This window comes from Colwellia sp. KU-HH00111, from assembly GCF_040362745.1.
In the GTDB taxonomy this organism is placed as follows: Bacteria; Pseudomonadota; Gammaproteobacteria; order Enterobacterales; family Alteromonadaceae; genus Colwellia.
In genome coordinates, this window is record NZ_BAABWO010000006.1 from 248,674 (window position 1) to 272,033 (window position 23,360).

Annotated in this window: 24 protein-coding genes and 6 tRNA genes; 20 read left to right on the forward strand and 10 right to left on the reverse strand. The window is 38.6% G+C overall.

Translation table 11 applies throughout. The annotated features are described in order from the left end of the window. Positions 1 to 15 precede the first annotated feature (15 nt). The 3 genes from ABXG98_RS12895 (at position 16) to ABXG98_RS12905 (ending at position 3,021) form a co-directional block, all read left to right on the forward strand. Entirely contained in the window at positions 16 to 1,608 is a 1,593-nt protein-coding gene (locus ABXG98_RS12895) for an ABC-F family ATPase (RefSeq protein WP_353539104.1), read from the forward strand. A 66-nt stretch (positions 1,609 to 1,674) separates the two neighbouring features. Beyond that, positions 1,675 to 2,535 carry a 23S rRNA (adenine(2030)-N(6))-methyltransferase RlmJ gene (locus tag ABXG98_RS12900; protein ID WP_353539105.1) on the forward strand — a complete coding sequence of 287 codons (861 nt, stop codon included), beginning with the start codon at positions 1,675 to 1,677 and terminating at the stop codon, positions 2,533 to 2,535. 207 nt (positions 2,536 to 2,742) lie between these two features. Continuing rightward, positions 2,743 to 3,021, forward strand: a complete 279-nt coding sequence (locus tag ABXG98_RS12905) for a TFIIB-type zinc ribbon-containing protein (protein WP_353539106.1) — start codon at positions 2,743 to 2,745, stop codon at positions 3,019 to 3,021. A gap of 16 nt (positions 3,022 to 3,037) precedes the next feature. Here ABXG98_RS12905 and nhaR read toward each other — a convergent pair whose 3' ends face one another. After that, on the reverse strand, positions 3,038 to 3,937 hold the full coding sequence (gene nhaR / locus ABXG98_RS12910; protein WP_353539107.1) for a transcriptional activator NhaR: 900 nt from the start codon (positions 3,935 to 3,937) through the stop codon (positions 3,038 to 3,040). Positions 3,938 to 4,134: 197 nt separating this feature from the next. Here nhaR and ABXG98_RS12915 point away from each other — a divergent pair, with 197 nt between their 5' ends. Genes ABXG98_RS12915 through ABXG98_RS12960 form a run of 10 tightly spaced genes read left to right on the forward strand, consistent with a single transcriptional unit; the run spans position 4,135 to position 12,026 of the window. Further along, on the forward strand, positions 4,135 to 4,437 hold the full coding sequence (locus ABXG98_RS12915; RefSeq protein ID WP_353539108.1) for an HPF/RaiA family ribosome-associated protein: 303 nt from the start codon (positions 4,135 to 4,137) through the stop codon (positions 4,435 to 4,437). 15 nt (positions 4,438 to 4,452) lie between these two features. After that, positions 4,453 to 4,923, forward strand: coding sequence for a Na+/H+ antiporter subunit E (locus ABXG98_RS12920; protein ID WP_353539109.1), 471 nt, complete (start codon positions 4,453 to 4,455; stop codon positions 4,921 to 4,923). Further along, positions 4,923 to 5,216, forward strand: coding sequence for an MrpF/PhaF family protein (locus tag ABXG98_RS12925; protein WP_353539110.1), 294 nt, complete (start codon positions 4,923 to 4,925; stop codon positions 5,214 to 5,216). Before ABXG98_RS12920 ends, ABXG98_RS12925 begins: the two co-directional genes overlap by 1 nt. Further along, the gene (gene mnhG, locus ABXG98_RS12930; RefSeq protein ID WP_353539111.1) at positions 5,217 to 5,585 is read left to right on the forward strand and encodes a monovalent cation/H(+) antiporter subunit G; all 369 of its coding nucleotides are present in this window, start codon (positions 5,217 to 5,219) and stop codon (positions 5,583 to 5,585) included. A gap of 53 nt (positions 5,586 to 5,638) precedes the next feature. After that, the gene (locus tag ABXG98_RS12935) at positions 5,639 to 6,631 is read left to right on the forward strand and encodes a Na(+)/H(+) antiporter subunit B (RefSeq protein ID WP_502901560.1); all 993 of its coding nucleotides are present in this window, start codon (positions 5,639 to 5,641) and stop codon (positions 6,629 to 6,631) included. After that, complete coding sequence (locus ABXG98_RS12940; RefSeq protein WP_353539113.1) at positions 6,631 to 7,041, forward strand: cation:proton antiporter subunit C; 411 nt, start codon at positions 6,631 to 6,633, stop codon at positions 7,039 to 7,041. The genes ABXG98_RS12935 and ABXG98_RS12940 overlap by 1 nt, the downstream gene beginning before the upstream one ends. Beyond that, positions 7,038 to 8,516: a monovalent cation/H+ antiporter subunit D family protein gene (locus ABXG98_RS12945; protein ID WP_353539114.1), complete on the forward strand. Its 1,479-nt coding sequence runs from the start codon at positions 7,038 to 7,040 to the stop codon at positions 8,514 to 8,516. Before ABXG98_RS12940 ends, ABXG98_RS12945 begins: the two co-directional genes overlap by 4 nt. Next, positions 8,513 to 10,018: a monovalent cation/H+ antiporter subunit D family protein gene (locus ABXG98_RS12950; RefSeq protein WP_353539115.1), complete on the forward strand. Its 1,506-nt coding sequence runs from the start codon at positions 8,513 to 8,515 to the stop codon at positions 10,016 to 10,018. The genes ABXG98_RS12945 and ABXG98_RS12950 overlap by 4 nt, the downstream gene beginning before the upstream one ends. Before the next feature lie 3 nt (positions 10,019 to 10,021). After that, positions 10,022 to 10,339 carry a hypothetical protein gene (locus tag ABXG98_RS12955; protein ID WP_353539116.1) on the forward strand — a complete coding sequence of 106 codons (318 nt, stop codon included), beginning with the start codon at positions 10,022 to 10,024 and terminating at the stop codon, positions 10,337 to 10,339. Further along, positions 10,326 to 12,026, forward strand: coding sequence for a Na(+)/H(+) antiporter subunit D (locus ABXG98_RS12960; protein WP_353539117.1), 1,701 nt, complete (start codon positions 10,326 to 10,328; stop codon positions 12,024 to 12,026). The genes ABXG98_RS12955 and ABXG98_RS12960 overlap by 14 nt, the downstream gene beginning before the upstream one ends. Before the next feature lie 38 nt (positions 12,027 to 12,064). On the opposite strand, the gene ABXG98_RS12965 is transcribed toward ABXG98_RS12960, so the two are convergent. The 6 genes from ABXG98_RS12965 to gltX all read right to left on the reverse strand — a co-directional run bounded on the left by ABXG98_RS12965 (position 12,065) and on the right by gltX (position 17,982). Beyond that, positions 12,065 to 12,973, reverse strand: coding sequence for a DMT family transporter (locus ABXG98_RS12965; RefSeq protein ID WP_353539118.1), 909 nt, complete (start codon positions 12,971 to 12,973; stop codon positions 12,065 to 12,067). Positions 12,974 to 12,977: 4 nt separating this feature from the next. Then, the gene (locus ABXG98_RS12970) at positions 12,978 to 13,817 is read right to left on the reverse strand and encodes an HvfC/BufC family peptide modification chaperone (RefSeq protein WP_353539119.1); all 840 of its coding nucleotides are present in this window, start codon (positions 13,815 to 13,817) and stop codon (positions 12,978 to 12,980) included. Further along, on the reverse strand, positions 13,814 to 14,680 hold the full coding sequence (gene bufB, locus ABXG98_RS12975) for an MNIO family bufferin maturase (protein ID WP_353539120.1): 867 nt from the start codon (positions 14,678 to 14,680) through the stop codon (positions 13,814 to 13,816). Before bufB ends, ABXG98_RS12970 begins: the two co-directional genes overlap by 4 nt. Before the next feature lie 94 nt (positions 14,681 to 14,774). Beyond that, positions 14,775 to 15,062, reverse strand: coding sequence for a BufA1 family periplasmic bufferin-type metallophore (locus ABXG98_RS12980; RefSeq protein WP_353539121.1), 288 nt, complete (start codon positions 15,060 to 15,062; stop codon positions 14,775 to 14,777). 81 nt (positions 15,063 to 15,143) lie between these two features. After that, positions 15,144 to 16,490 (reverse strand): DEAD/DEAH box helicase, encoded by a 1,347-nt coding sequence (locus tag ABXG98_RS12985; protein ID WP_353539122.1) that lies wholly within the window; start codon positions 16,488 to 16,490, stop codon positions 15,144 to 15,146. Between the two features lie 79 nt (positions 16,491 to 16,569). After that, positions 16,570 to 17,982, reverse strand: coding sequence for a glutamate--tRNA ligase (gene gltX, locus ABXG98_RS12990; RefSeq protein WP_353539123.1), 1,413 nt, complete (start codon positions 17,980 to 17,982; stop codon positions 16,570 to 16,572). A 290-nt stretch (positions 17,983 to 18,272) separates the two neighbouring features. On the opposite strand from gltX, the gene ABXG98_RS12995 reads away from it, so the two are divergent. The 6 genes from ABXG98_RS12995 to ABXG98_RS13020 all read left to right on the forward strand — a co-directional run bounded on the left by ABXG98_RS12995 (position 18,273) and on the right by ABXG98_RS13020 (position 19,156). Beyond that, positions 18,273 to 18,348, forward strand: a tRNA-Val gene (locus ABXG98_RS12995). Positions 18,349 to 18,409: 61 nt separating this feature from the next. After that, positions 18,410 to 18,486, forward strand: a tRNA-Asp gene (locus ABXG98_RS13000). Positions 18,487 to 18,561: 75 nt separating this feature from the next. Then, a tRNA-Asp gene (locus ABXG98_RS13005) sits at positions 18,562 to 18,638 on the forward strand. A 184-nt stretch (positions 18,639 to 18,822) separates the two neighbouring features. Further along, positions 18,823 to 18,899, forward strand: a tRNA-Asp gene (locus ABXG98_RS13010). 54 nt (positions 18,900 to 18,953) lie between these two features. Beyond that, positions 18,954 to 19,029, forward strand: a tRNA-Val gene (locus ABXG98_RS13015). A 51-nt stretch (positions 19,030 to 19,080) separates the two neighbouring features. Next, positions 19,081 to 19,156, forward strand: a tRNA-Val gene (locus ABXG98_RS13020). A gap of 605 nt (positions 19,157 to 19,761) precedes the next feature. On the opposite strand, the gene clpA is transcribed toward ABXG98_RS13020, so the two are convergent. Beyond that, entirely contained in the window at positions 19,762 to 22,023 is a 2,262-nt protein-coding gene (clpA, locus tag ABXG98_RS13025) for an ATP-dependent Clp protease ATP-binding subunit ClpA (RefSeq protein ID WP_353539124.1), read from the reverse strand. Between the two features lie 58 nt (positions 22,024 to 22,081). Further along, positions 22,082 to 22,402 (reverse strand): ATP-dependent Clp protease adapter ClpS, encoded by a 321-nt coding sequence (gene clpS, locus ABXG98_RS13030; RefSeq protein WP_353539125.1) that lies wholly within the window; start codon positions 22,400 to 22,402, stop codon positions 22,082 to 22,084. A 247-nt stretch (positions 22,403 to 22,649) separates the two neighbouring features. Between clpS and cspD the strand changes: the two genes are divergently transcribed. Continuing rightward, on the forward strand, positions 22,650 to 22,868 hold the full coding sequence (gene cspD / locus ABXG98_RS13035; protein ID WP_353539126.1) for a cold shock domain-containing protein CspD: 219 nt from the start codon (positions 22,650 to 22,652) through the stop codon (positions 22,866 to 22,868). A 182-nt stretch (positions 22,869 to 23,050) separates the two neighbouring features. Here the strand turns inward: cspD and ABXG98_RS13040 are convergent, their stop codons facing one another. Continuing rightward, positions 23,051 to 23,350, reverse strand: coding sequence for a PilZ domain-containing protein (locus tag ABXG98_RS13040; RefSeq protein WP_353539127.1), 300 nt, complete (start codon positions 23,348 to 23,350; stop codon positions 23,051 to 23,053). Positions 23,351 to 23,360: the final 10 nt, after the last annotated feature.

The following is a 23,360-nucleotide window of genomic DNA, read 5'->3' on the forward strand; positions in this document are numbered from 1 at the left end:
GAGAAACAAAATACTATGTTAACAGCAAATAACATCACTCAACAATTTGGCGCAAAGCCTCTGTTTGAAAACATCTCACAAAAATTTGGTGGTGGTAACCGTTATGGTTTAATTGGCGCTAATGGTTGCGGTAAATCTACCTTTATGAAAATTTTAGGCGGCGATTTAGAGCAAACCTCAGGTAACGTTAGTTTAGATACCGGCGAGCGTTTAGGTAAATTACGCCAAGATCAATTTGCTTTTGAACAATACAGTGTCATCGACACAGTCATAATGGGACACACTGAATTGTGGGCAGTAAAAGAAGAGCGTGATCGCATTTATGCCCTACCTGAAATGAGTGAAGAAGATGGCATGAAAGTAGGCGATTTAGAGTCTGAATATGCTGAAATGGATGGCTACAGTGCAGAAGCTCGTGCTGGTGAACTATTAATGGGTGTTGGGATTGCAGTAGAACAACATTATGGTTTGATGAGCGAAATTGCGCCTGGTTTTAAATTACGTATATTACTGGCGCAAGCATTATTTTCTGATCCAGATATATTACTGTTAGATGAGCCAACCAACAACTTGGATATTCACACGATTCAATGGCTAGAAGAAACCCTAAATGCCCGCGACTCAACCATGATTGTTATTTCTCATGATAGACACTTCTTAAATAGTGTGTGTACGCACATGGCAGATTTAGACTATGGTGAACTTCGCGTTTATTCAGGTAATTACGATGAATACATGCTCGCAGCAACACAAGCACGTGCTCGTTTATTAGCAGATAATGCTAAGAAAAAAGCTCAAATTGGTGAATTACAAGCCTTTGTAGCAAGGTTCTCAGCAAATGCATCAAAAGCTAAACAAGCAACATCTCGAGCCAAACAAATTGATAAAATTCAATTAGATGAAGTTAAAGCCTCAAGCCGTAGTAATCCCTACATTCGCTTTGAGCAGGAAAAAAAGCTTTTCCGTAATGCGCTAGTCATAGATAAATTAAACAAATCTTTCGACGATGAGCCTATCCTTAAAAACATCTCTGCATTAGTGGAAGTGGGTGAACGCGTTGCTATCATTGGTGAAAACGGCATTGGTAAAACTACCTTTTTACGCACCATAATGAATGAAGTTGGATATGAGCCAACCTCAGGCGAATATACTTGGTCTGAAAACGTTAACATTGGTTATTATGCCCAAGATCACGAATATGAATTTGAAACCGATATGAATTTGTTTGAGTGGATGAGCCAGTGGCGCCAACCAACCGATGACGAGCAAACAGTACGTGGTTATTTAGGCCGCCTGCTTTTCTCTGCTGATGATATTAAAAAGAACGTTAGCGTACTTTCCGGTGGAGAAAAAGGCAGAATGTTATTTGGTAAATTAATGATGCAAAAACCCAATATTCTAGTGCTAGATGAGCCAACCAATCACATGGACATGGAATCTATTGAATCACTTAATATGGCATTAGAACAGTATGACGGCACTCTATTTTTTGTCAGCCATGATCGCGAGTTTGTGTCAACCATTGCAACCCGAATTATTGAATTAACCAAAGAAGGTTATGTTGATTTTGCCGGCACTTATGATGAGTATTTAGCAAGCCAATCATAAAGCTCAATAATGCAGTAAACTAATTTACCGGGTTACTGCATTCTCATTATCGAAAAGGAAAATCTATTGTTAAGTTACCGTCACGCCTTTCATGCAGGCAACTTTGCTGATGTATTAAAACACAGCGTTTTAACGCTTGTACTTGATTATATGACCCGCAAAGAAAAAGGGTTTTCTTATATTGACAGTCATTCAGGTGCAGGCATGTACCAACTGAGTGACCCTCAGGCTCAAAAAACAGGAGAGTATAAAAGTGGTATTGCAAAATTAATCAATCAAACCGACTTACCTGAAGCACTGCAGCCTTATATTGATTTAATTCAAACTTTCAACCCAGACAGTGAACGCAATGATTTAACCTTATATCCTGGTTCACCGGCTGTAGCTAAACACTTTATGCGCCGTCAAGACAGCACTCATTTATTTGAGCTTCACCCGACAGATATTCAGCACTTAACTAATTATTGTTACCGTTGGAAAAAAGCATTTATTAAACAGAGTGACGGCTATCAAGGGGTGTTAGGTTTATTACCACCACCTAGTCGCCGTGGCGTAGTGTTGATTGACCCCCCTTATGAGCTCAAAGAGGATTATCAAAAAGCTGTCAATACTATTATCAAAGCGTATAGTAAATTTGCTACGGGCACCTATATTCTCTGGTATCCTGTGGTAAAGCGTGAATTAGTGACTGAGATGAAGCATCACTTTACTCAACAAAACAGTAATAATAATGTTAAAAACTTATTACAAATCGAATTTTGTTTATCAGCCGATAGTGATGAATATGGTATGACAGGTACAGGCTTATTTATTGTAAACCCGCCATGGCAATTATCTCAACAAATGAGCCATGTACTTCCCTATTTAAAAGAAAAATTAGGTAATCACAATGCTAGCTTTTCTGTTTGCCAGTTAATTGAAGAATAGAAAAGCTGTTCGATTAAAAGCGATGTTCTGGCTATTAAGTATTTAGCAAAAAATAAGCAACAAACACGTTTTCTCTCTAATCTAGCAGTATTTAGGGAGGTTCTCATTCGACAAATACGAACATAACAAACCAATTATTCGAATATATATAAATAATTTGCCATGCTAAGTTAAGTTTAACTTGATATTTATTCGTAAGGAAAGCTTATGTTATGTCCACAATGCCAAGTAACATTAGAAGCAAGTAAACATCTAACTATTGAGGTTAGTCATTGCCCACAATGCAATGGAAGATGGTTAGAGCACGGGCTGTTAGAGCAAATAGTTGCACAAAGCATCACCCTTGAAGTATCTGAAAAAGAGCAAATAATTCAGCAAACCGAGGTTGATAAAGCCAAAGCTGAAAACGCTAAAAATGCTCAAATTCCTCCCCGTAAGCATCCCCACTTTTTATCTGGTGCATTTGATGTCTCTGACGATTGGTAGCAATAATCTCAGTTATTTAACCGCCGTACTGCTCATTGGTTGCATTAACGATTTCAAGTATAGCTGGATGCTTTAACCGCCGTTCAGGGGAAATAATATAATACTGCTCTTTTATTTCATTGGTTCTCCCTATAATTTCTACTTGATATTTTTCAGCCACATAATGTTCAATAAGTGTAGGGCTACTAAAAATACCACCGCCTGCTTGTCCAAAAGTTTTCATTAATGAGCTATCGTCAAATTCAGCCGCAATATTCGGGGATATATTATATTTTTCGAGCCATGATGATAAACGCGCTCGAACTGCTGTTTTTTTACTTTGCATCAACCAAGGCAGATCGTTTAAACATTGAGGAAACTCAGAGGTACAATTTTTCAGTAATGATTGAGCTGAAAAAAAGGTGAAATCACTTTCAATCAGTAAGTGATTATAAGCTTTAACATGACTCCCCAGTTGCAAAGGTTGGTCTGTTAAGATGCAATCTATTTTATTAATCGATAAGTCGGCAAGTAAACTCGTTTGATCACCTCCATAGCATATTAGCCTCACACGTTCATTCATAGTCAATACAGGGGATAATAATTGATGTGCCAAAACTGTGGGTATAACATCGGTTACTCCCACAGTAAACGTATGCCATTGATCTGGTTGTTTTCTTTTTAAAATATGCTTTACTTCATCACCTAATTGAAAGATTTCTTCCGCATAACTGAAAATTAATTGCCCCATTTCAGATAAATGAAATGTTTTACCTTTACGATCGAATAAGTTGATACCTATTTGTGCTTCAAAGCCGGTAATTTGCCCACTTATTGTTTGCGGAGTCAGGTTTAATCTAGCACTCGCTTTAGTGATACTTCCTTCTGTTGCCACAATATAAAAATAGAATAGATGATTAAAATTTAGTGGGCTCATATTGTTTAATATTCATTTTTTACGAAGATAATAGTAATAATATTCGAATTTACCATCAACAACAAGTGAGCTATAAATAATACACCGTTTACAAAGTGAACAACTATTTTACTGTAGCTTGTTTAGCAATATCTAGGTCTTAGCTTTAACTAACAAGTAAAAAGTATTTGATGATAACACTGACACGGGAGTCACTGATGAAAGTTACCATCGCGTCTGTTGGGGTTAAACTGAATAAGGCGTTAAAAACAAACGTTGAACGCAAGGTGCAATTGACCTTATCGAAGCTAGAGCCATACATCAGCACCATTTCAATCAAGCTTTCTAGTTCCATCGATACCCGAGGTATTAGTAACAACCATTGTCAACTGACTATTGCTGTCATCAATCAGCCAAACTTAGTGATTGAAGATACTCAAGCAGATATTGAATGCGTGTTAGATCGTGTATTACAAAAAGCTAGCCGAATGATAGAGCGACTAGTGGTTCACAATAAATAGGATAAAGGAGTACCAATGAAATACAGCATTAGTTTGTTTTTAACCTTAGCAGCATTTTGGTTACTCAATTCAGGTCACTATACTAATTTATTATTAATACTTGGATTGGCTTCTGTGGTGTTAGTATTGATTATTGCTCGTAGAATGGATGTAGTTGACCACGAGTCCCAGCCAATACATCTAACCCCCACCATTTTTGGCTACTATATCTGGCTAATTAAAGCCATAGTTGAAGCCAATATTACCGTGCTAAAACATATCTGGCTTGGCAATGACAGTATTTCCCCAACCCTAGAAAAAATAACCATCAGCCAACAAACAGATATGGGGAAGGTAATCTATGCCAACTCTATTACTTTAACCCCCGGTACCGTTGCTATCGATCTTTGTGACAATGAAATCATTGTACATGGCCTATTACGCCAAGATATTGAATCATTGAAATCCGGTGAAATGGATCGCCGAGTCAGCCAATTGGAGCGCTAATGTTAATTGCTGCCACTATCGCTATATTTGTTACCATGATCTTAGCAATCATCAGAGGGATTGCAGGACCTACGCTTTATGATCGTATTTTAGCGGTCAATATGTTTGGCACTAAAACCGTGTTACTCATCTCGTTATTAGGCTTTGTTATGGGACGGCCTGAGTTTTTAGATATTGCTATTGTCTATGCGCTCATTAATTTTATTAGTGTTATTGGCGTATTACGCTATTCAGATACTCACCAATTTAGGCACTCATCCGAAAGCGCTAACATTAATGAAAAGGAAATATAAATGGATGCTGTAATCATGATTGCTAGCGGTATATGCTTATTTATTGGCTGCTTTGTGTGTATTTCTGGCGGCATTGGAATATTACGATTTCCCGATTTTTATACACGAATGCATGCCGTTGGAGTCACTGAAACCTTTGGCACCAGTATGATATTAATTGGCTTAATGATAATCAGTACCGATTTTTTAGTATTTGCCAAGTTAGTTATGGTGTTGTTGTTAACCTTATTAGTTAGTCCTACCACTAGTCATGTGCTTGCTAAAGCTGCATTTCATAATGGCTTACTACCCCAAATAGACCAAAGAACTAGCGAACATAGTTCTCTTGAACCGATCAATAATAAGGAGACTAACTCATCGAATCCTTAATTGATATTGTCTTATTAACGCTATTGGTTGTGGTAGCTATCGCAATTATTCGAATGAAAGATCTGTTTGCTATTGTCATGCTATCAGGCATTTACGGGTTATTATCTGCATGTTTTTTTGTGGCAATGGACGCCGTTGACGTTGCTTTTACTGAAGCTGCTGTTGGTGCGGGTATTTCAACCTTGTTAATGTTGGTTGTTATTACTATGACTGGTCGTCATGAAAATAAAACTCGTCACAAACCTTTGTCTGCATTATTCGTTGTCATAATTACCGGTGGTTTGCTTATTTACGGTACCTTTGATATTCCTTTATTCGGCTCAGCAGATGCCCCTATTCATCATCATGTATCTCCCCGATATATTAATGACTCAGCTGCTGAAATTGGTGTACCAAACATAGTCACTTCTGTACTAGCAAGCTATCGAGCATTTGATACTTTTGGCGAAGTAGTCGTTATTTTTACTGCTGGTATTGGCGTATTAGCCTTGCTAGCAGTTGTTCGTCGCCCTGAAGATGAAAGTGAAATAGACTCAATAAATGATTCCATGCACGAACAGCACCTTATTATTCGTATTGTCGCTAAAATACTCATCCCATTTATTTTATTATTTGCACTTTATGTGCAGTTCCACGGCGACTTTGGCCCGGGCGGAGGCTTTCAAGCTGGAGTGATTTTCGCTGCTGCTATTATTTTATATACCATGCTATTTGGCTTAAGCACCGCACGTAAAGTAATCAACCAACCTTTTATACAATTAATAGCAGCTTTAGGTGTTTTGCTGTATGGCTGTGTAGGAATTGCCTCATTACTCAACGGCGGTAACTTCTTTGATTACAATGTATTAGCCAGTACTCCAATCGGTGGTCAACACCTAGGAATACTATTAATTGAATGGGGAGTCGGCTGTACCGTTGCCTCTGTGATGATCCTAATATTTTTCAACTTTGGTGGTCGAAGAGAAATGCAACAGCAAAAAACTACTCAACACAAAGCGATGCAAACCAAAGCAAAGCAAGATAGTCAAATTCAGGAGTTCTTATAATGTTATTAGGGCTCTTTAATGACTGGATTGTTATTGTGCTAATGATGATTGGCTTATATACAGTAATTGCCCATGGCAATTTAATAAAAAAACTGGTTGGGCTAACTATTTTTCAAACATCAGTGTTTATTTTTTATATTAGTATGGCAAAAGTATCCGGTGGTACTGCACCTATTCTAGCGGATGATATTACTAAGTATTCTAATCCATTGCCTCATGTATTAATTCTCACCGCAATTGTTGTTGGCATTGCGACTACCGCTTTAGGCTTGGCACTTGTGGTTAGAATTAAAGAAGCATACAACACCATTGAAGAAGAAGAAATTCAGCAACAAGATAATCAAATTCAAACCATGCTAACTCAGCAAACACCAAGTAAAGAAGATAACAATACGGGAGAGCAATCATGATTGCGCATCTTCCTGTTTTACAAGTTATTGTGCCTTTAATGGCGGCACCCATTTGTTTAGTGTTAAAGCGTCCTCAACTTGTGTGGTTATTTTCTCTAATTGTCAGTGGTATAGCATTTTTTATCAGTATTTTATTGTTGCAACAAGTTATCACATCTGGCGTCATCAGCTACGAATTGGGGGGGTGGCAAGCACCATGGGGTATTGAGTATAGAATTGATAAACTCAATGCGTTTCTTCTGCTGATTATTACAGCAATCAGTACCCTGGTTTTATTTTCTGCTCAAGCCAGCATTGAGAAAGAAATACCTAAAGATAAGCACACTTTATTTTATATTTTGTATCTATTATCACTCACAGGAATGTTAGGCATAGTTGCCACGGGTGATGCCTTTAATGTTTTTGTTTTCTTAGAAATATCATCGCTGTCAGCTTATGCTTTAATTGCTTTAGGTAAAGACAAAAGAGCGCTATGGGCTTCATATCAATATCTAATTATGGGTACAATTGGTGCTACATTTATCTTAATTGGTATTGGTTTGATGTACCAAATGACAGGTACGTTAAATATGGAAGATCTTTCCCAACGCCTGCCTGAAGTTGCACAAACCCGTACAGTTTTCACCGCTTTTACTTTTGTTATTGTTGGTGTTTGTTTAAAGCTAGCACTGTTTCCGCTACATTTATGGTTACCTAATGCCTATGCTTATGCGCCCTCAATTGTCACTGCATTTTTCGCTGCAACAGCAACAAAAGTGGCCATTTATTTACTTATTAGATTTACATTTTCTATTTTTGGGCTTTCCTTTTCTTTCACCGCCATACCATTGCAAACACTCTTTATGGCTTTAGGTTTGCTGGGTATAGTTATTGCTTCAACTTCGGCTATCTACCAAACTAATATCAAGCACCTATTTGCTTACTCAAGTATTGCACAAATTGGTTATATGATTGTTGGCTTTAGTATGACGAGTGTAACTGGCTTAACCGCCACCTTATTACACTTGTTCAACCACGCATTAATGAAAAGTGCCATTTTTCTAGCGTTAGCCGCCGTGATGTATCGGTTAGGTAATGTACAGCTGAGTAACTTTCACGGTTTAGGTCGGCAAATGCCGCTAACGATGGCCGCAATTGTAGTTGGCGGTTTAAGTTTAATAGGAGTGCCATTAACCGTTGGTTTTGTGAGTAAATGGTATTTGTTGGTAGCTCTCATTGAACAAGGTTGGTGGTTCGTGGCTGCCCTTGTATTATTAGGTTCGCTATTAGCCCTAGTGTATGTATGGCGGATTGTCGAAGTTGCTTATTTTAAAGAGCCGACTAACACATCTTTAGCAGTCACAGAAGCACCGGTGGTTTTTTTGATACCAGTTTGGACCTTGGTGATTGCTAATATATATTTTGGCATAGATACTCGCCTTAGTGTTCATGTAGCGCAAGCGGCGGCGATGAGTTTATTTGGGGGTGCGCCATGAGCCTTTCTTTAACTTTAATGTTGCAGCTCGCTATCATCATTCCTTTTATGGCGCCTATCGCGATTATTGCCACTAGGCATAACCAAAATCTACGTGAAGCCGTAACGCTCTCTACCTGCGTGGGCTTGATCTATTTAGTTGTAAATTTATATCAAGGCGTCATTTCAGGAGAAAATATTCAAGTTTTTTGGTGGGAGTTACTCCCCGATTTACATATCAGCTTTGCTATTGAGCCCTTAGGGATGTTATTTGCTGTTATCGCCAGCTTCCTCTGGTTGATAACAAGTTGTTATGCCATTGGTTATATGCGTAGTCATCAAGAAAAAAACCAAACCCGTTTTTATTGTTGCTTTGCTATCGCTATCGCTGCTGTTATTGGTCTTGCTTTTTCAGCAAACCTTTTTACGCTATTTATCTTTTATGAAGTTTTAACTTTATCTACTTATCCATTAGTCACACATGCCGGCACAGATAAAGCGAAAAAAGGGGGACGAACTTACCTTGGTATATTACTCACTACTTCAGTGGTGTTTTTATTGTTTGCTATTATCGGTACATGGCTAACTGCTGGTACTTTAGACTTTACCCCAGGCGGCGTTTTTTCTGATGAAGTTGATAAAAGCATAGCGAGTATTCTACTAGTATTGTTTATTTTTGGTGTTGGTAAAGCGGCCATCATGCCATTTCACCGTTGGCTGCCAGCGGCCATGGTTGCCCCCACACCTGTCAGTGCTCTTTTACATGCGGTAGCGGTAGTTAAAGCCGGTGTTTTTACCATTTTAAAAGTGTGCGTATTTATTTTTGGCTTAGATTTACTGGCTGTTTTACCTACCAGTCAATTTTTACTCTATTTAGCCGGTGCCTCGGTCTTACTTGCTTCAATTATTGCTATGCGCCAAGACAACTTAAAAGCAAGACTTGCCTATTCAACCGTTAGTCAATTAGGCTACATTACCATTGGTGCACTGCTTGCAACCTCATCAGGGGTACTAGGTAGTGCTATGCATATTGCTATGCATGCTTTTGGTAAAATTACCTTGTTTTTTTGTGCGGGTGCTATTTTAGTGACTTTACATAAATCCAACATTAGCGAAATGCGTGGTATTGGTCGCAAAATGCCATTAACAATGTTTGCCTTTTTTATTGCTAGCCTCAGTATTATCGGCGTACCACCAACCGGTGGAACCTGGAGTAAATGGTTTTTAATGATGGGCACAATTAACGCCGAGCAGTGGTTTTTGATGGTAACACTCATGTTGAGCTCTTTACTTAACATTGCTTATTTACTCCCTATCTCCTTTCACGCTTTTTTCCCCAATATCAAAAAGGCTAAAGACAGCACCGATGAACAAGGCAAATTATTTATATCAGCACAAATTCAAGAAGCACCGCTGCCATCACTGATTGCTATTGGAACTACAACGTTTATGTGCCTAGCTTTGTTTATTTACCCACAACCATTATTTGAGCTAGCTTCAGCTATTTTAACTTTTAGGGAATAACTCATGAAACACGAGCACAAGCATTTATTTGATAACCCTAATAATATAAAGCGTGTTTTACATATTCTTTATGGCTGCTGTGCGTTATTAGTAGTTTTAGACTTTGTGATCCATCGACACATTAGTCACCAATGGGAGAACCTTTGGGGCTTTTATCCCCTTTATGGCTTTGTTGGCTGTGTTGTTCTAGTCATTGTCGCCACCTGGATGCGAAAATTTCTTATGCGTGCTGAAGATTACTATGAAAAACAAGAACCAGATAAAGCAAATGAAGAAAATAAAATGATGACCAAGGTAGGTAGTAACCATGTGGATGATTGAAATCCCCCCCTTTGTACCTTTTTTTATTGGCGCCTTAATCATTGCATTTACCCGGGGTTCTTTGCGTGGTGTGCTAATGGTTGCTGTTCCAATAATAAGCGCATTACATCTATGGATGGTACCCGAAGGCATTCATTTACAATTTACTTTTTTTGATTACCAACTTATGCCATACCGCGTAGACAAATTAAGCATTATGTTTGGCTATGTTTTTCATATCGCGGCCCTGATTGGCATCATATACTCTCTTCACCTGCGCGATACGATGCAACAAGTTGCGGCAATGCTTTATGCTGGCAGTGCTCTAGGTGCGGTATTCGCTGGTGATTTATTAACCTTGTTTGTGTTTTGGGAGTTATTAGCATTTACATCTGTGCTGCTTATCTGGGCACGAAGAACCCAGCGCGCTTATATGGCTGGAATGCGCTACCTAATAATTCAAGTGTTATCAGGTGTTATTTTACTTGCTGGTACACTTTTATATGCTGGCAAACACCACACCCTAGCATTTGGTTATATTGGTTTAGATGGGGTCGGCAGTTGGCTCATTTTTATTGCGTTTGGTATCAAGTGTGCCTTTCCTTTTGCTCATAACTGGTTAACCGATGCCTACCCTGAAGCAACCGTTACTGGTACTGTTTTTCTTAGTGTCTTCACTACCAAGATAGCAGTTTATGCATTGGCTCGTGCCTACCCAGGCACTGAGTTACTGGTTTATATTGGTGCTGCCATGACCTGTTTTCCAATCTTCTTCGCTGTTATTGAAAATGATTTACGTCGTGTATTAGCTTACAGCTTGATTAACCAAGTTGGTTTTATGGTGGTTGGTGTAGGCATCGGCACTGCACTGGCAATTAATGGGGCGGTATCTCATGCCTTCAATGATGTGATATTTAAAGGCCTATTATTTATGTCAATGGGCGCGGTGTTACATATGACGGGCAAAATTAATGGCTCTGAATTAGGCGGGTTATACAAAACTATGCCTAAAACCACCATATTTTGCATTGTTGGCGCAGCGTCTATTTCAGCCTTCCCACTGTTTAGTGGTTTTGTTAGTAAGTCAATGGTGATGTCTGCTGCCCTGTCAGAAGGGTATGATTGGGTTTGGTTAATGTTGCTCTTTGCCTCGGCTGGGGTATTTCATCATGCGGGGATAAAAATTCCTTATTTTGCATTTTTTGCTCACGACTCAGGGATCCGTGCCACCGATCCGCCAAAAAACATGTTACTTGCTATGGCTATTGCCGCTTGCCTTTGTATAGCAATAGGGATTTACCCACAAGCATTATACGCTTTATTACCCTACGACACAGGCTATACCCCTTATGATGCAACTCATGTATTAGCTCAAACGCAGTTGCTGTTTTTCTCTGCATTAGCATTTGTTTGGCTTAATCTCAGAGGAATGTATCCACCAGAGCTAAAATCGACCAATCTAGACGTGGACTGGTTGTATCGTAGATTATTGCCCGGTGTATTACAAAAATCTTTTGCTGCTATATGGCAGTTTGATAACGCTTTCAGGCAAGCATTCATGATAAAGCTATCCCTTTGCTTTACGTATATCGCGCGCAAAAATAACCGCTTAAATGGCTTACTTTCTAGGAATTATCCCATAGGGAGTATGGCTATGTGGGTTGCACTGGTGTTAGCGACCTATTTATTACTCAGTTTTATTAAATAAATCGCATCGATGATTCTTTACTCAAATAGATTAACGTATTAGTCAGATTGCTTTGGCTTAACGCTAACCAAAAAAATGCCAAATAGTATGAGGCTTGCTGAAATAATTAACTCTGTAGTTACAGGTTCATTGATAAAAATAACACCGCCTAAGGCAGCAATTAATGGCACCGTCAATTGAGAAATAGCTGCTTGAGTAATGGTTATCTTAGTTAAAACGAGATACCACAGGCTGTAACCTAAACCAGAAGCAACTGCCCCTGATGCAACCGCATACCAAACACCTTCCCAGCTTAAAGAATAAAAAAACAGGCTAAACCACAAACATATTAAGGCGATAGGGATACAGCGAATAAAGTTTTCAGCCGTTAGCATGACCGGCTGTTGTGCATATCTTCCTAATAAGCTGTAAAACGCCCAAAAAACACCCGCGATAAGCATTAATAAAAAACCAACTAACGAAGGCTGAGTAGCACTAGGTAACATTAAATAAACAAACCCCGCAAATGATAGCATCACACCTAACCACTCTTTACTTGTTAAATGCTGCCCTTTAACAATACCAACGCCAATCATAAATAACTGCACCGTAGCAAATAATATTAATGCACCGCTAGCGGTATCTAAGCGCACATAGGCAAAAGAAAAAAAGACAGCGTACCCAAATAGCATGGCTGAGGATATCCACCCTTGGGTGTTTTTCAGGCTCATCACACTGCGTAGTTCAAATCGTTGATAAGCAACACGCTGTTTTCTAGATAAAAGAACGATCAGTGCCAACATAAAAGCACCTGATATCATCCTGATGGCAGTAAAGCCTGCAGGATCAATGTTAGAGTCACCTAATGCAAGACGACATAATACCGAATTAGCCGCAAAGGCAATCAAGGTTAAACATGTCATCACAACAGTGAGTAAGTATGATGATTTTTGTATTTTTTCTCTCATATTCTTATGGATAGTTTTCACCTATTTGTGTTGGGTTTTTCTTGCCTTTGATAAAAAACCCACTAATAACTTCTAATTCAATAAATTTTTGTAAACAATCATCTATCGATAAATCAGGTTGTTTGGCAATAGCCAACATAATCGCTTGTTCGAAAATTAGCTCATGATTAAAAGATTCTATCAAAGTATACTCACCTTCAGAAACTGACATTACTACTGTTTTTAGACCTTTTCTAAATAATAGTAGAAATGTGCTTTTGCTTTTATCAATGTCGATAAACTCATTTTCAGTATCTGGCGCAATATTATCCTGGTTGTTTTGCCATATTTCATCAATAGCATAAGTTGAACTTATTAGTTTTAATGACGGAGCTAAAGTAAATTTCAGTTTTGATATATCTTCCACAAGTGATAGTAAAGACCAATCAGTGCTATCAGCATCATTTGCTAATGAACTTTGATGAAATGCCCACTCTAAGCGCGCTATTTCACTTAAATAGGCTAGCGTTTTAGTATGTTCAAATTCAGATAGAAATAACGCAAATTCTTCACCGTAATCATCCATATTGCCACTTTGAGGCCAATGCAAATAAATATATCGTTGGCACGTGGCTTGAAAAAAAACTCTACCCACAAGTTTATCAATAACCGGATAAGTTAATGTTAACGATTGGGTGATATTTGCAATTGCACTGTTACGATATATCGTCAATAAGCCTTGTGCTGATATTCTGCTGGTATCAACATCTAATTCCAGTAGGCAGTTTTCATTGTTTAATCTCGGTGAAAGACAGTCATTAATAAAATTACGTTGTAGTTGCTTTAATGATGTTGTCTTATTCATAGCGTTCTATCACCACTAGGTTGATGAAGCACTTTATCAATAATAGCTTCTGCTTTGTATTTTTCATCGATTAATACTGACAATTCAGGGATATCGGTATCCCATTCAATGAGTGTTGGAATATTGCCAAAGCGTTCAATAGCTTGTGCGTATAGTTGCCAAACACTGTCATATACTTTGTGAGCATGGCTATCAATATACACATCTCTACCTTCAATTTGGCTAATGCTGTAACCCGCCAAATGTATTTCTTTAACTGCACTACGTGGTAGTTTATTTAAATACATTAAAGCATCAAAACCATGATTATGCGCACTCACATAAAGATTATTGACATCAAGCAACAAACCACAACCAGTCGATTTGCTTAATTGCCCAAGGAAATCCCATTCAAGTATGGTTGAGTCAACAAAAGTGAGATAACTGGATGGATTTTCAATCAAAAGTTGACGCTGCAGTACATCTTGTACTCGATTAATGTTAGCAGTTACAACATTAAAGGCTTCTTCAGTATAAGGAATGGGTAATAAATCTGGTAGATAGTGAACACCATCTGATGCGCTCCACGACAAATGGTCTGAAACCATACTAGGTTGAAGCCAATCAAGGGTACTTTTGATGTTCTTTAGATGTTGTTCTCTTACTGGGCAATCTACTTTTGCAGAGCCTAAGGACAATCCTACACAGTGTGCTGAAATAGGATAATCTTGACGAATCTTTGCAAGGTATTTCGAGGAAGTGCTGTCTTTACTAAAGAAGTTCTCTGTGTGAACTTCTAACCAAGGCACATCAGGTTTATTTTCAATAAACTCTTGAAAATGTCGATGTCGCAACCCTATTCCCACGCCACTTATTTTTTGCATGATGTATCAAGCCCTATCAGGTAAGAAATAACAAAGGCGCTATGTTTTATTCCTGCATTTGACAGAAGTATAAGCACCTTTTCTTAATATAAGACTATTTTTTTGCCGGCTTCTCTGCTTTTACCACACCACCAGTGATTTTTTCACAAGTCCCTTTCGGTAAATATACCCACTCATTAATGTCATCATTCACTGTGGCTTGTCCCGCACAATTGTGACTGCCATTTAACGCACCACAATCATTTTTACCTGCTTTAGCAATACCGGCACATTTTTCCCATGCGCTAGGTTGATTAGGTACCGCATTAGCTGAAGTAACTGTTAATGTACCAAGAGCTAAAATGCTAGTAATTGCTGCTGTTGCTATATTTTTAGTATTCATGATAATTCCTTCTTTATTTAGATGGAGCAAAATGCTTCAAACATAGAGACAGCAGTATCAAATAAAAACTTTCAAATAATATTATTCCTCATCAATATCATTATTTTCTATTTGTTGAGCCGACAGCGGTTTTTTGCGCTTAATAATGGGCATATCACCGACATCTTGAGCAACATGAAACACTTTTTTAGTGGTTTTCTTAGCTTTAGCAGCAGTTTTTTTATCTATGCTTGCTTCCTTCGTGTTAACAACCTTCGCTTTAGATTTTTTAGGTTTTAACCCTTTGAATTTAGCTTTAAGGCCCGCTATTTTCTCAAAACTGATGGTTTGAGCTAACAAGCCTTCAACATTTTTAAAACTTAGCCAATCTTTAGGACCGACAAAAGCGATGGCATCACCTTGACTGCCAGCACGACCGGTACGACCAATGCGATGAATAAACTCTTCGGTATGTTTTGGCATGTCAAAATTAATCACCAGCGAAACATTAACTAAGTCTAAACCTCTAGACGCTAAATCGGTAGTAACTAGAATTTTTTGGTGCCCTTTACTAAAGCCATCCATGATTTGATTACGTTGTGCTTGGTTCAATTCACCACTTAACGCCACTGCACTTAACTGTTGCTGAGTCAGTAAAGTAGCTAAACGCTCAGTATCACTTCGTGTCGCCGTAAAAATAATCACTTGTTGATAATTTTCGTGAGTTAATAAGTGTTGTAATAACGCTTCTTTATGCTCAAGGTTGTCAGCTAAGTAAAAACGCTTAGTAATATCTTTATGCTCAGTATAAGCACTGCCGATTGCTATTCGCTTGGGCTTTTTCAATAACGCATTAGCAAATTCATTTACTTGTGCATGATCAAGTGTTGCTGAGAATAATAAGGTTTGCCGTTTTCGGTGATCGGCCGCATTATTAATTTGCGTTAATTGTTTGGCAAAACCTAAATCAAGCATGCGATCAGCTTCATCAAGTATTAATAGCTCTAAACCGTTTAAGTAAAAATGCCCTTGTGATAGGTGATCGGCTAACCGACCCGGTGTAGCAACAATGAAGTGAGGGTCTTTTTCTAGCACTTTCACCTGATCGTTAAAATTTTCACCACCTAATATAAGTACCGCTTTAAATTGCGTATTCGCAGTAAATAAGCGCAATTGACTAAACACTTGTTTAGCCAATTCTCGTGTAGGCGTTAAAATAACTACACGAGGGTCTTTCTTAGACAAAGCTCGATTCTTAGTTAAGCGCTGTATGGCTGGTAAGATAAATGCTAAGGTTTTACCTGAGCCAGTTTTTGATGAGGCAATTAAATCATGCCCTTGCATGGCGGCAGGAATTGCTTGTTGTTGTATTTCAGTAGGTGCCGTAAAACCTAAGTGCTCTACCGTACTCATCAAACATCTATCTAAACCAAAATCACTAAATTGCACTTATATTAACTCCACTTTTTATCTTAACTAAATTGCTATAACTTATGAACATGCCGCATCAATGCAGGCTAAATTGTATCTATGCGTTGGCAATACGCTCTTCAACAACCACTAATGCTTGATCGATACGAGCAAGCACTTTGTCTTTATCAAGCAATGCTAGAGTAATATCAAGTGAAGGCGAGTTACCGCCGCCTGTGGCAGCAACACGTAATGGCATGCCCACTTTACCCATACCTACCGACAATTCCTCTGCGGTATCATTAATAGCAGCATGAATCAATGCCGGCTGCCACTGTGTTAACGCGGCTAGTTTTGCCTTGACTAACAACAATGGCTCTTTAACCACTGGACGCAAATGTTTTTTAACTGCTACAGCATCAAGTTCGGTGAAATCTTCATAAAAATAGCGTGAAATTTGTGCCATCTCTTTTAAAGTTTTTACACGATCTGCTTGTATTTTGACGATTTCAGCTAATGCTGGACCATTATCAGTATTTATACCTTCATTGTTCATGTGCCAAGCTAAATGGCTAGCCACATATTCAGGCTCAAGGGTTTTCATGTAATGTTGATTAACCCAGATAAGCTTTTCGGTATTAAAGCCAGAAGGCGCTCGGTTGCAATCTTTTAAGTCAAATAACTCAATCATCTCTTCTCGAGAAAAAATTTCTTTGTCGCCATGTGACCAACCTAAACGCACTAAATAATTCAATAATGCTTCGGGTAAGTAGCCATCATCACGATACTGCATAACCCCTACCGCACCATGGCGTTTAGATAAACGCTTACCATCATCGCCTAAAATCATTGGAATATGTGCATAAACGGGAATCTCAGCGCCTAATGCAGCAAGAATATTAATTTGCTTTGGGGTGTTTGATATATGATCGTCACCACGCACAACATGACTTACTTTCATATCCCAATCATCAACAACAACCGTTAGGTTATAGGTTGGTGTACCGTCAGAGCGTGCAATAATAAGATCGTCTAATTGTTCATTACTGATCGTTATATCGCCTTTAACCATATCGTTAATCACTACATCACCCGATAATGGGTTTTTAAAACGAATAACAAACGGTTTGTCCTCAGGATAATCTGTACGATCACGCCATAAACCATTGTATTTCTCTATTTCCCCTTTAGCCTTAGCTTCTTCACGCATGACTTCAACTTCTTCAGCGGTGCTGTAACAACGGTAAGCATTGCCAGTTTCAAGCAACTGGGCAATAACTTCTTTGTATCGGTCAAAACGTTTAGTTTGAAAATAAGGGCCATGGGTCCATTCAAGGTTCAACCAGTTCATACCATCCATAATAGCGTCAACAGAAGCTTGGGTAGAACGCTCTAAATCGGTATCTTCAATACGTAGTATAAAATCACCACCGTTTTTTTGAGCATACAGCCAGCTATATAAAGCAGTTCGAGCACCACCAACGTGTAAATAACCAGTAGGGCTAGGGGCAAAGCGAGTAGTTAAAGTCATAAATATCTCAACATCATAAATCTAAGCCGCCAAATAACAGCCTAGAAAGTAAATAAGTCTAAAAAATTGGCCGCATTTTATCATTGTGTGTGACTTAATTCACCTGTTAAGCGAATTTGTTTGCGACTAACATCGCTTCGACTGGATATATTTTGACAAGAATGCAGACAAAAACACCGGAATGTGCAAAAAGAAATCAAACAAGCACTTTTTTTAAAATAATTAGCAATTTTAATAGCTTTTATGTTGACAGCTTTTTGGAACTGCCTATAATACGCCCCCACAGAGACGGACGATTAGCTCAGTTGGGAGAGCACCGCCCTTACAAGGCGGGGGTCACTGGTTCAAGCCCAGTATCGTCCACCATACTTAATTAGTGAATTTTTTCATTGTATTAAAATGTGTTTCTGAAATAGATATAAACTGCGGAGTGGTAGTTCAGTTGGTTAGAATACCGGCCTGTCACGCCGGGGGTCGCGGGTTCGAGTCCCGTCCACTCCGCCACTTATATTTATTGAAACGGGTTCGAGTCCCGCTACTTGTGGCAAAGTGTAAAACTCGAAAATAGATATATACAGCGGAGTGGTAGTTCAGTTGGTTAGAATACCGGCCTGTCACGCCGGGGGTCGCGGGTTCGAGTCCCGTCCACTCCGCCAATTATATTTATTAAGGTTAGAGCACCTCAAAAACTCAGTATTAAGCAAGATTTTGCGGAGTGGTAGTTCAGTTGGTTAGCTTTTCATTAACATAAGCGGCCTGTCACACCGGATGGTTTTGTCGCGGGTTCGAGTCCCGTCCACTCTCAATATTGTGGGAAACTCGAAGATAAATATATACTGCGGAGTGGTAGTTCAGTTGGTTAGAATACCGGCCTGTCACGCCGGGGGTCGCGGGTTCGAGTCCCGTCCACTCCGCCACTTATATTTATCAAGGTTAGAGTACCGTAACAACTCATTTTTTAATGATACCCCGGACGATTAGCTCAGTTGGGAGAGCACCGCCCTTACAAGGCGGGGGTCACTGGTTCAAGCCCAGTATCGTCCACCATCATTTAGTTTCTAAAGTAAATCCCTGATTCATATCATTTCTGATATATATGGACGATTAGCTCAGTTGGGAGAGCACCGCCCTTACAAGGCGGGGGTCACTGGTTCAAGCCCAGTATCGTCCACCATCCTTATAAAAACTTCAAAACAACATAAAAATATACCTACAAAGTTAAAACACCTTCTACTCTTTACAACCCGCACCGTGTCACTGGTTCAAGCCCAGTATCGTCCACCATCATTATAAAAACTTCAAAACAACTTAAAACAACTACCTACAAAGTTAAAACACCTTCTACTCTTGACAACCCGCACCGAGTCACTGGTTCAAGCCCAGTATCGTCCACCATCCTTATAAAAACTTCAAAACAACATAAAAATATACCTACAAAGTTAAAACACCTTCTACTCTTTACAACCCGCACCGAGTCACTGGTTCAAGCCCAGTATCGTCCACCATCATTATAAAAACTTCAAAACAACTTAAAACAACTACCTACAAAGTTAAAACACCTTCTACTCTTTACAACCCGCACCGTGTCACTGGTTCAAGCCCAGTATCGTCCACCATCATTATAAAAACTTCAAAAAAACTTAAAACAACTACCTACAAAGTTAAAACACCTTCTACTCTTTACAACGCGATACTGTAGATTTTTAAATCTGCAATAAAAAATGCCTTATTTTCAATAATGAAAATAAGGCATTACTATCTAATTGACCAGGTGGCTAGTTATTTCTCAGCGATTAACGCTTGCTTGTTTTCGTATGAGATAACTAGTTTATCTTTCTTAACACCAACTTTTGCAATACCACCGTTGGCAAGCTCTCCGAAAAGTAATGCATTAGCAAACTCTTTCTTCAGTTGCTCTTGAATTAAGCGAGACATTGGTCGAGCGCCCATGGCTTTGTCATAACCATGTTCTGCCAGCCATTTTTTAGCTTCTCGAGTGAGCTCTAAAGAAACACCTTTCTCATCAAGCTTAACCTGCAGCTCAACAATAAACTTATCAACAACCTGTTGAATAACATCATTATCAAGGTGGTTAAACCAAACGATGTTATCAAGGCGATTTCTAAACTCAGGCGAAAAAACTTTATTGATTTCACTCATAGCATCTGAGCTGTGATCTTGTTGCTTAAAGCCAATAGATTGTCGCACGGTTTCTTGTACACCTGCATTAGTCGTTAGCACTAAAATAATATTTCTAAAGTCAGCCTTACGGCCATTATTATCAGTTAACGTACCATGATCCATTACTTGCAATAAAATATTGTAAACATCTTCATGAGCTTTTTCTATTTCATCAAGCAGCACCACTGCATGAGGGTGCTTCAAGACAGCATCGGTTAGTAAGCCACCTTGTTCGTAACCCACATAACCCGGAGGTGCGCCAATTAAACGACTAACCGCATGTTTTTCCATGTACTCAGACATGTCATAACGTAATAGCTCTACCCCTAAAATTTTAGCCAACTGTTTAGTTACTTCCGTTTTACCAACACCGGTAGGACCCGCGAATAAAAATGAGCCAACCGGTTTCTCGTCGTTGCCTAAACCTGCTCGAGACAAACGGATCACCGATGATAACTCATCAATGGCATGATCTTGCCCAAAAACAACCAGTTTTAAATTACGATCTAACATTTTAAGGTTGTCTTTTTCTGACGATGATACCGACTTTTCAGGGATTCTCGCCATTTTTGCCACAATAGACTCAATGTCAGTATTACTTATGGTTTTCTTTCGTTTAGAAGCCGCTACTAGTTGTTGCTTGGCGCCTGCTTCATCGATCACATCAATTGCTTTATCGGGTAAAAAGCGCTCATTTATATATTTAGCTGAAAGTTGAGCCGCAGCACGTAAAGCCCCATTGGTATAACGAATTCCATGGTGTGATTCGTATTTCTCTTTTAGTCCTTGTAAAATTTTAGTGGTATCGGCAATGCTTGGTTCAATAATATCAATTTTTTGGAAACGTCTTGCTAAGGCGCGATCTTTCTCAAAAATACTTTGGTATTCTTGATAAGTAGTAGAGCCTAAACAACGAAGTTTACCCGCTGAAAGTAAAGGTTTAATTAAATTTGAAGCATCTAACATGCCTCCAGATGCAGCACCTGCACCAATAATGGTATGGATTTCGTCAATAAATAAAATGGCATTATCATCATTTTCAAGATCCTTTAATAATCCCTTGAATCGCTTTTCAAAATCTCCACGGTATTTAGTACCTGCAAGCAAAGCCCCCATATCAAGCGAGTAGATTGTAGCATTACTTAAAAACTCAGGTACTTTCTCGGTAACAATTAAACTGGCTAAACCTTCAGCAATCGCTGTTTTACCCACACCGGCTTCACCCACAAATAAAGGATTGTTTTTTCTACGACGACCCAATACTTGTAATGTTCTTTCTAGCTCGCTATCTCTACCAATTAATGGGTCTATATTTCCTTTTTTAGCTTCTTCATTAAGATTAACTGAAAAATTCTCTATGGTGCGAGGCTCTTCTTCTGCAACTTGTTCACCATCCTCAATAGAGGCACCACTTTCGTGACTATTAATTTTTGCAATACCATGTGAAATGAAGTTAACTATATCTAAACGGCTAATATCAGCCTTTTTTAGGATGTATGCCGCTTGTGATTCTTGCTCACTAAAGATGGCAACTAATACATTTGCACCATTCACTTCATTTTTGCCTGAAGATTGCACGTGAAAAACCGCTCGTTGTAATACACGCTGAAAACCTAAAGTAGGCTGAGTTTCGCGCTCTTCTTCGTTTTCGGGTATGACTGGGGTTGTTTCTTGTATAAACTCCAGTAGGTTAGCTCGTATCTTGTTTAAATCAGCGCCACACGCGCCGAGTACTTCTATTGCAGAGGGGTTATCTAATAAAGCTAATAACAAGTGCTCTACTGTCATAAATTCATGACGTGACTCTTTGGCTTGGCGAAAAGCTAAGTTAAGGGAAATTTCTAAGTCTTTATTAAGCATAGGTACTCCAATTTAAATCCTTGCGAACTTTTCTGCTTTAATTCTAAGCCATAAAAGATCAGGCTTTTTCTAAAACACATTTTAACGGATGTTCATTTTCAAGTGCATAACGAGAAACTTGGTCCACTTTGGTCTCTGCGATCTCTGCAGTAAATGTGCCACAAAGCGCTTTGCCTTTAAAATGTATGGTTAACATTATGTCTGTGGCTTGTTCTGTTGTCTTATTAAAAAAACGACATAAAACATCCACTACAAAATCCATCGGTGTGTAGTCATCATTTAATAAATAAACATGGTATTCATGTGGTTTATCTACTTCATGGCTAACTTCGTCTTCAACAAGCTCTTGGCTGTCTATTAGCTCTTTCCAATTACTCATATCTTTATCTTAGTCTCTACTGATAATTTTTGCTGTAACTTTCTAACTAAAAAAAATGTTTTTTTTATAAAATCCACTTGACTAATCTCATATTTTATCTACGATTCAATAAGTGGCTATTTTTTAGCCGCGCGTCTCATTGTGTATATGCTTAATTATATCTCTATTTTAACGAGACTAAAATTAAATATAATAATTGATATTAAGCACGCATATAAAACTGAAGGATATAGAAGGAAGTAGATGTATGGCTCACGGTACAGTAAAATGGTTTAATAATGCAAAAGGGTTTGGTTTTATTCGTCCGGATAGTGGTGGCGAAGATATTTTTGCTCACTACTCAACAATTGAAATGGATGGTTACCGTACACTTAAAGCCGGTCAAGATGTCAATTATGAATTAAATGAGGGACCTAAGGGACACCACGCAGCAAGTATAAAACCAACAGATGAAGATATAGATTGATAGATATTTTCACTGTCACATTTTCTACAATATTGTAGCTTAACAAGCATATATTAACCTTGTATATGTTATATATATTGTAGAAAATATGAATTAACGCACTATATTTAACCTAAACCAAATAGCAAGGTAATCAAGTTCATTGAATACCCTGTATTAATTGGCAAGCTTAACCTTGGCTATTAGTCTAATTCTTCAATGGCAATACCAATCAAATAACAGCCTTCACACTCTTCCCCAATACGCACTACTTTACCACGCACATCAAGGGATTGTACCTGTTCAGAAGCTGAATCAAGCTTAACTTTGACTAGCGTCGACATTTCAATTGGTTGCTCAACTTCTATTGCCATTCCTGTCGCACTTAAATCCCTGCACGTTGCTGTTATTTGACTATTTGTTTCATCGTCAATAATAGTAACAAGCACTTCACTGTTTAACATCATGCGATAAAAGTTACGTTTATCATCAAAACTTATCATTTGAACTCCA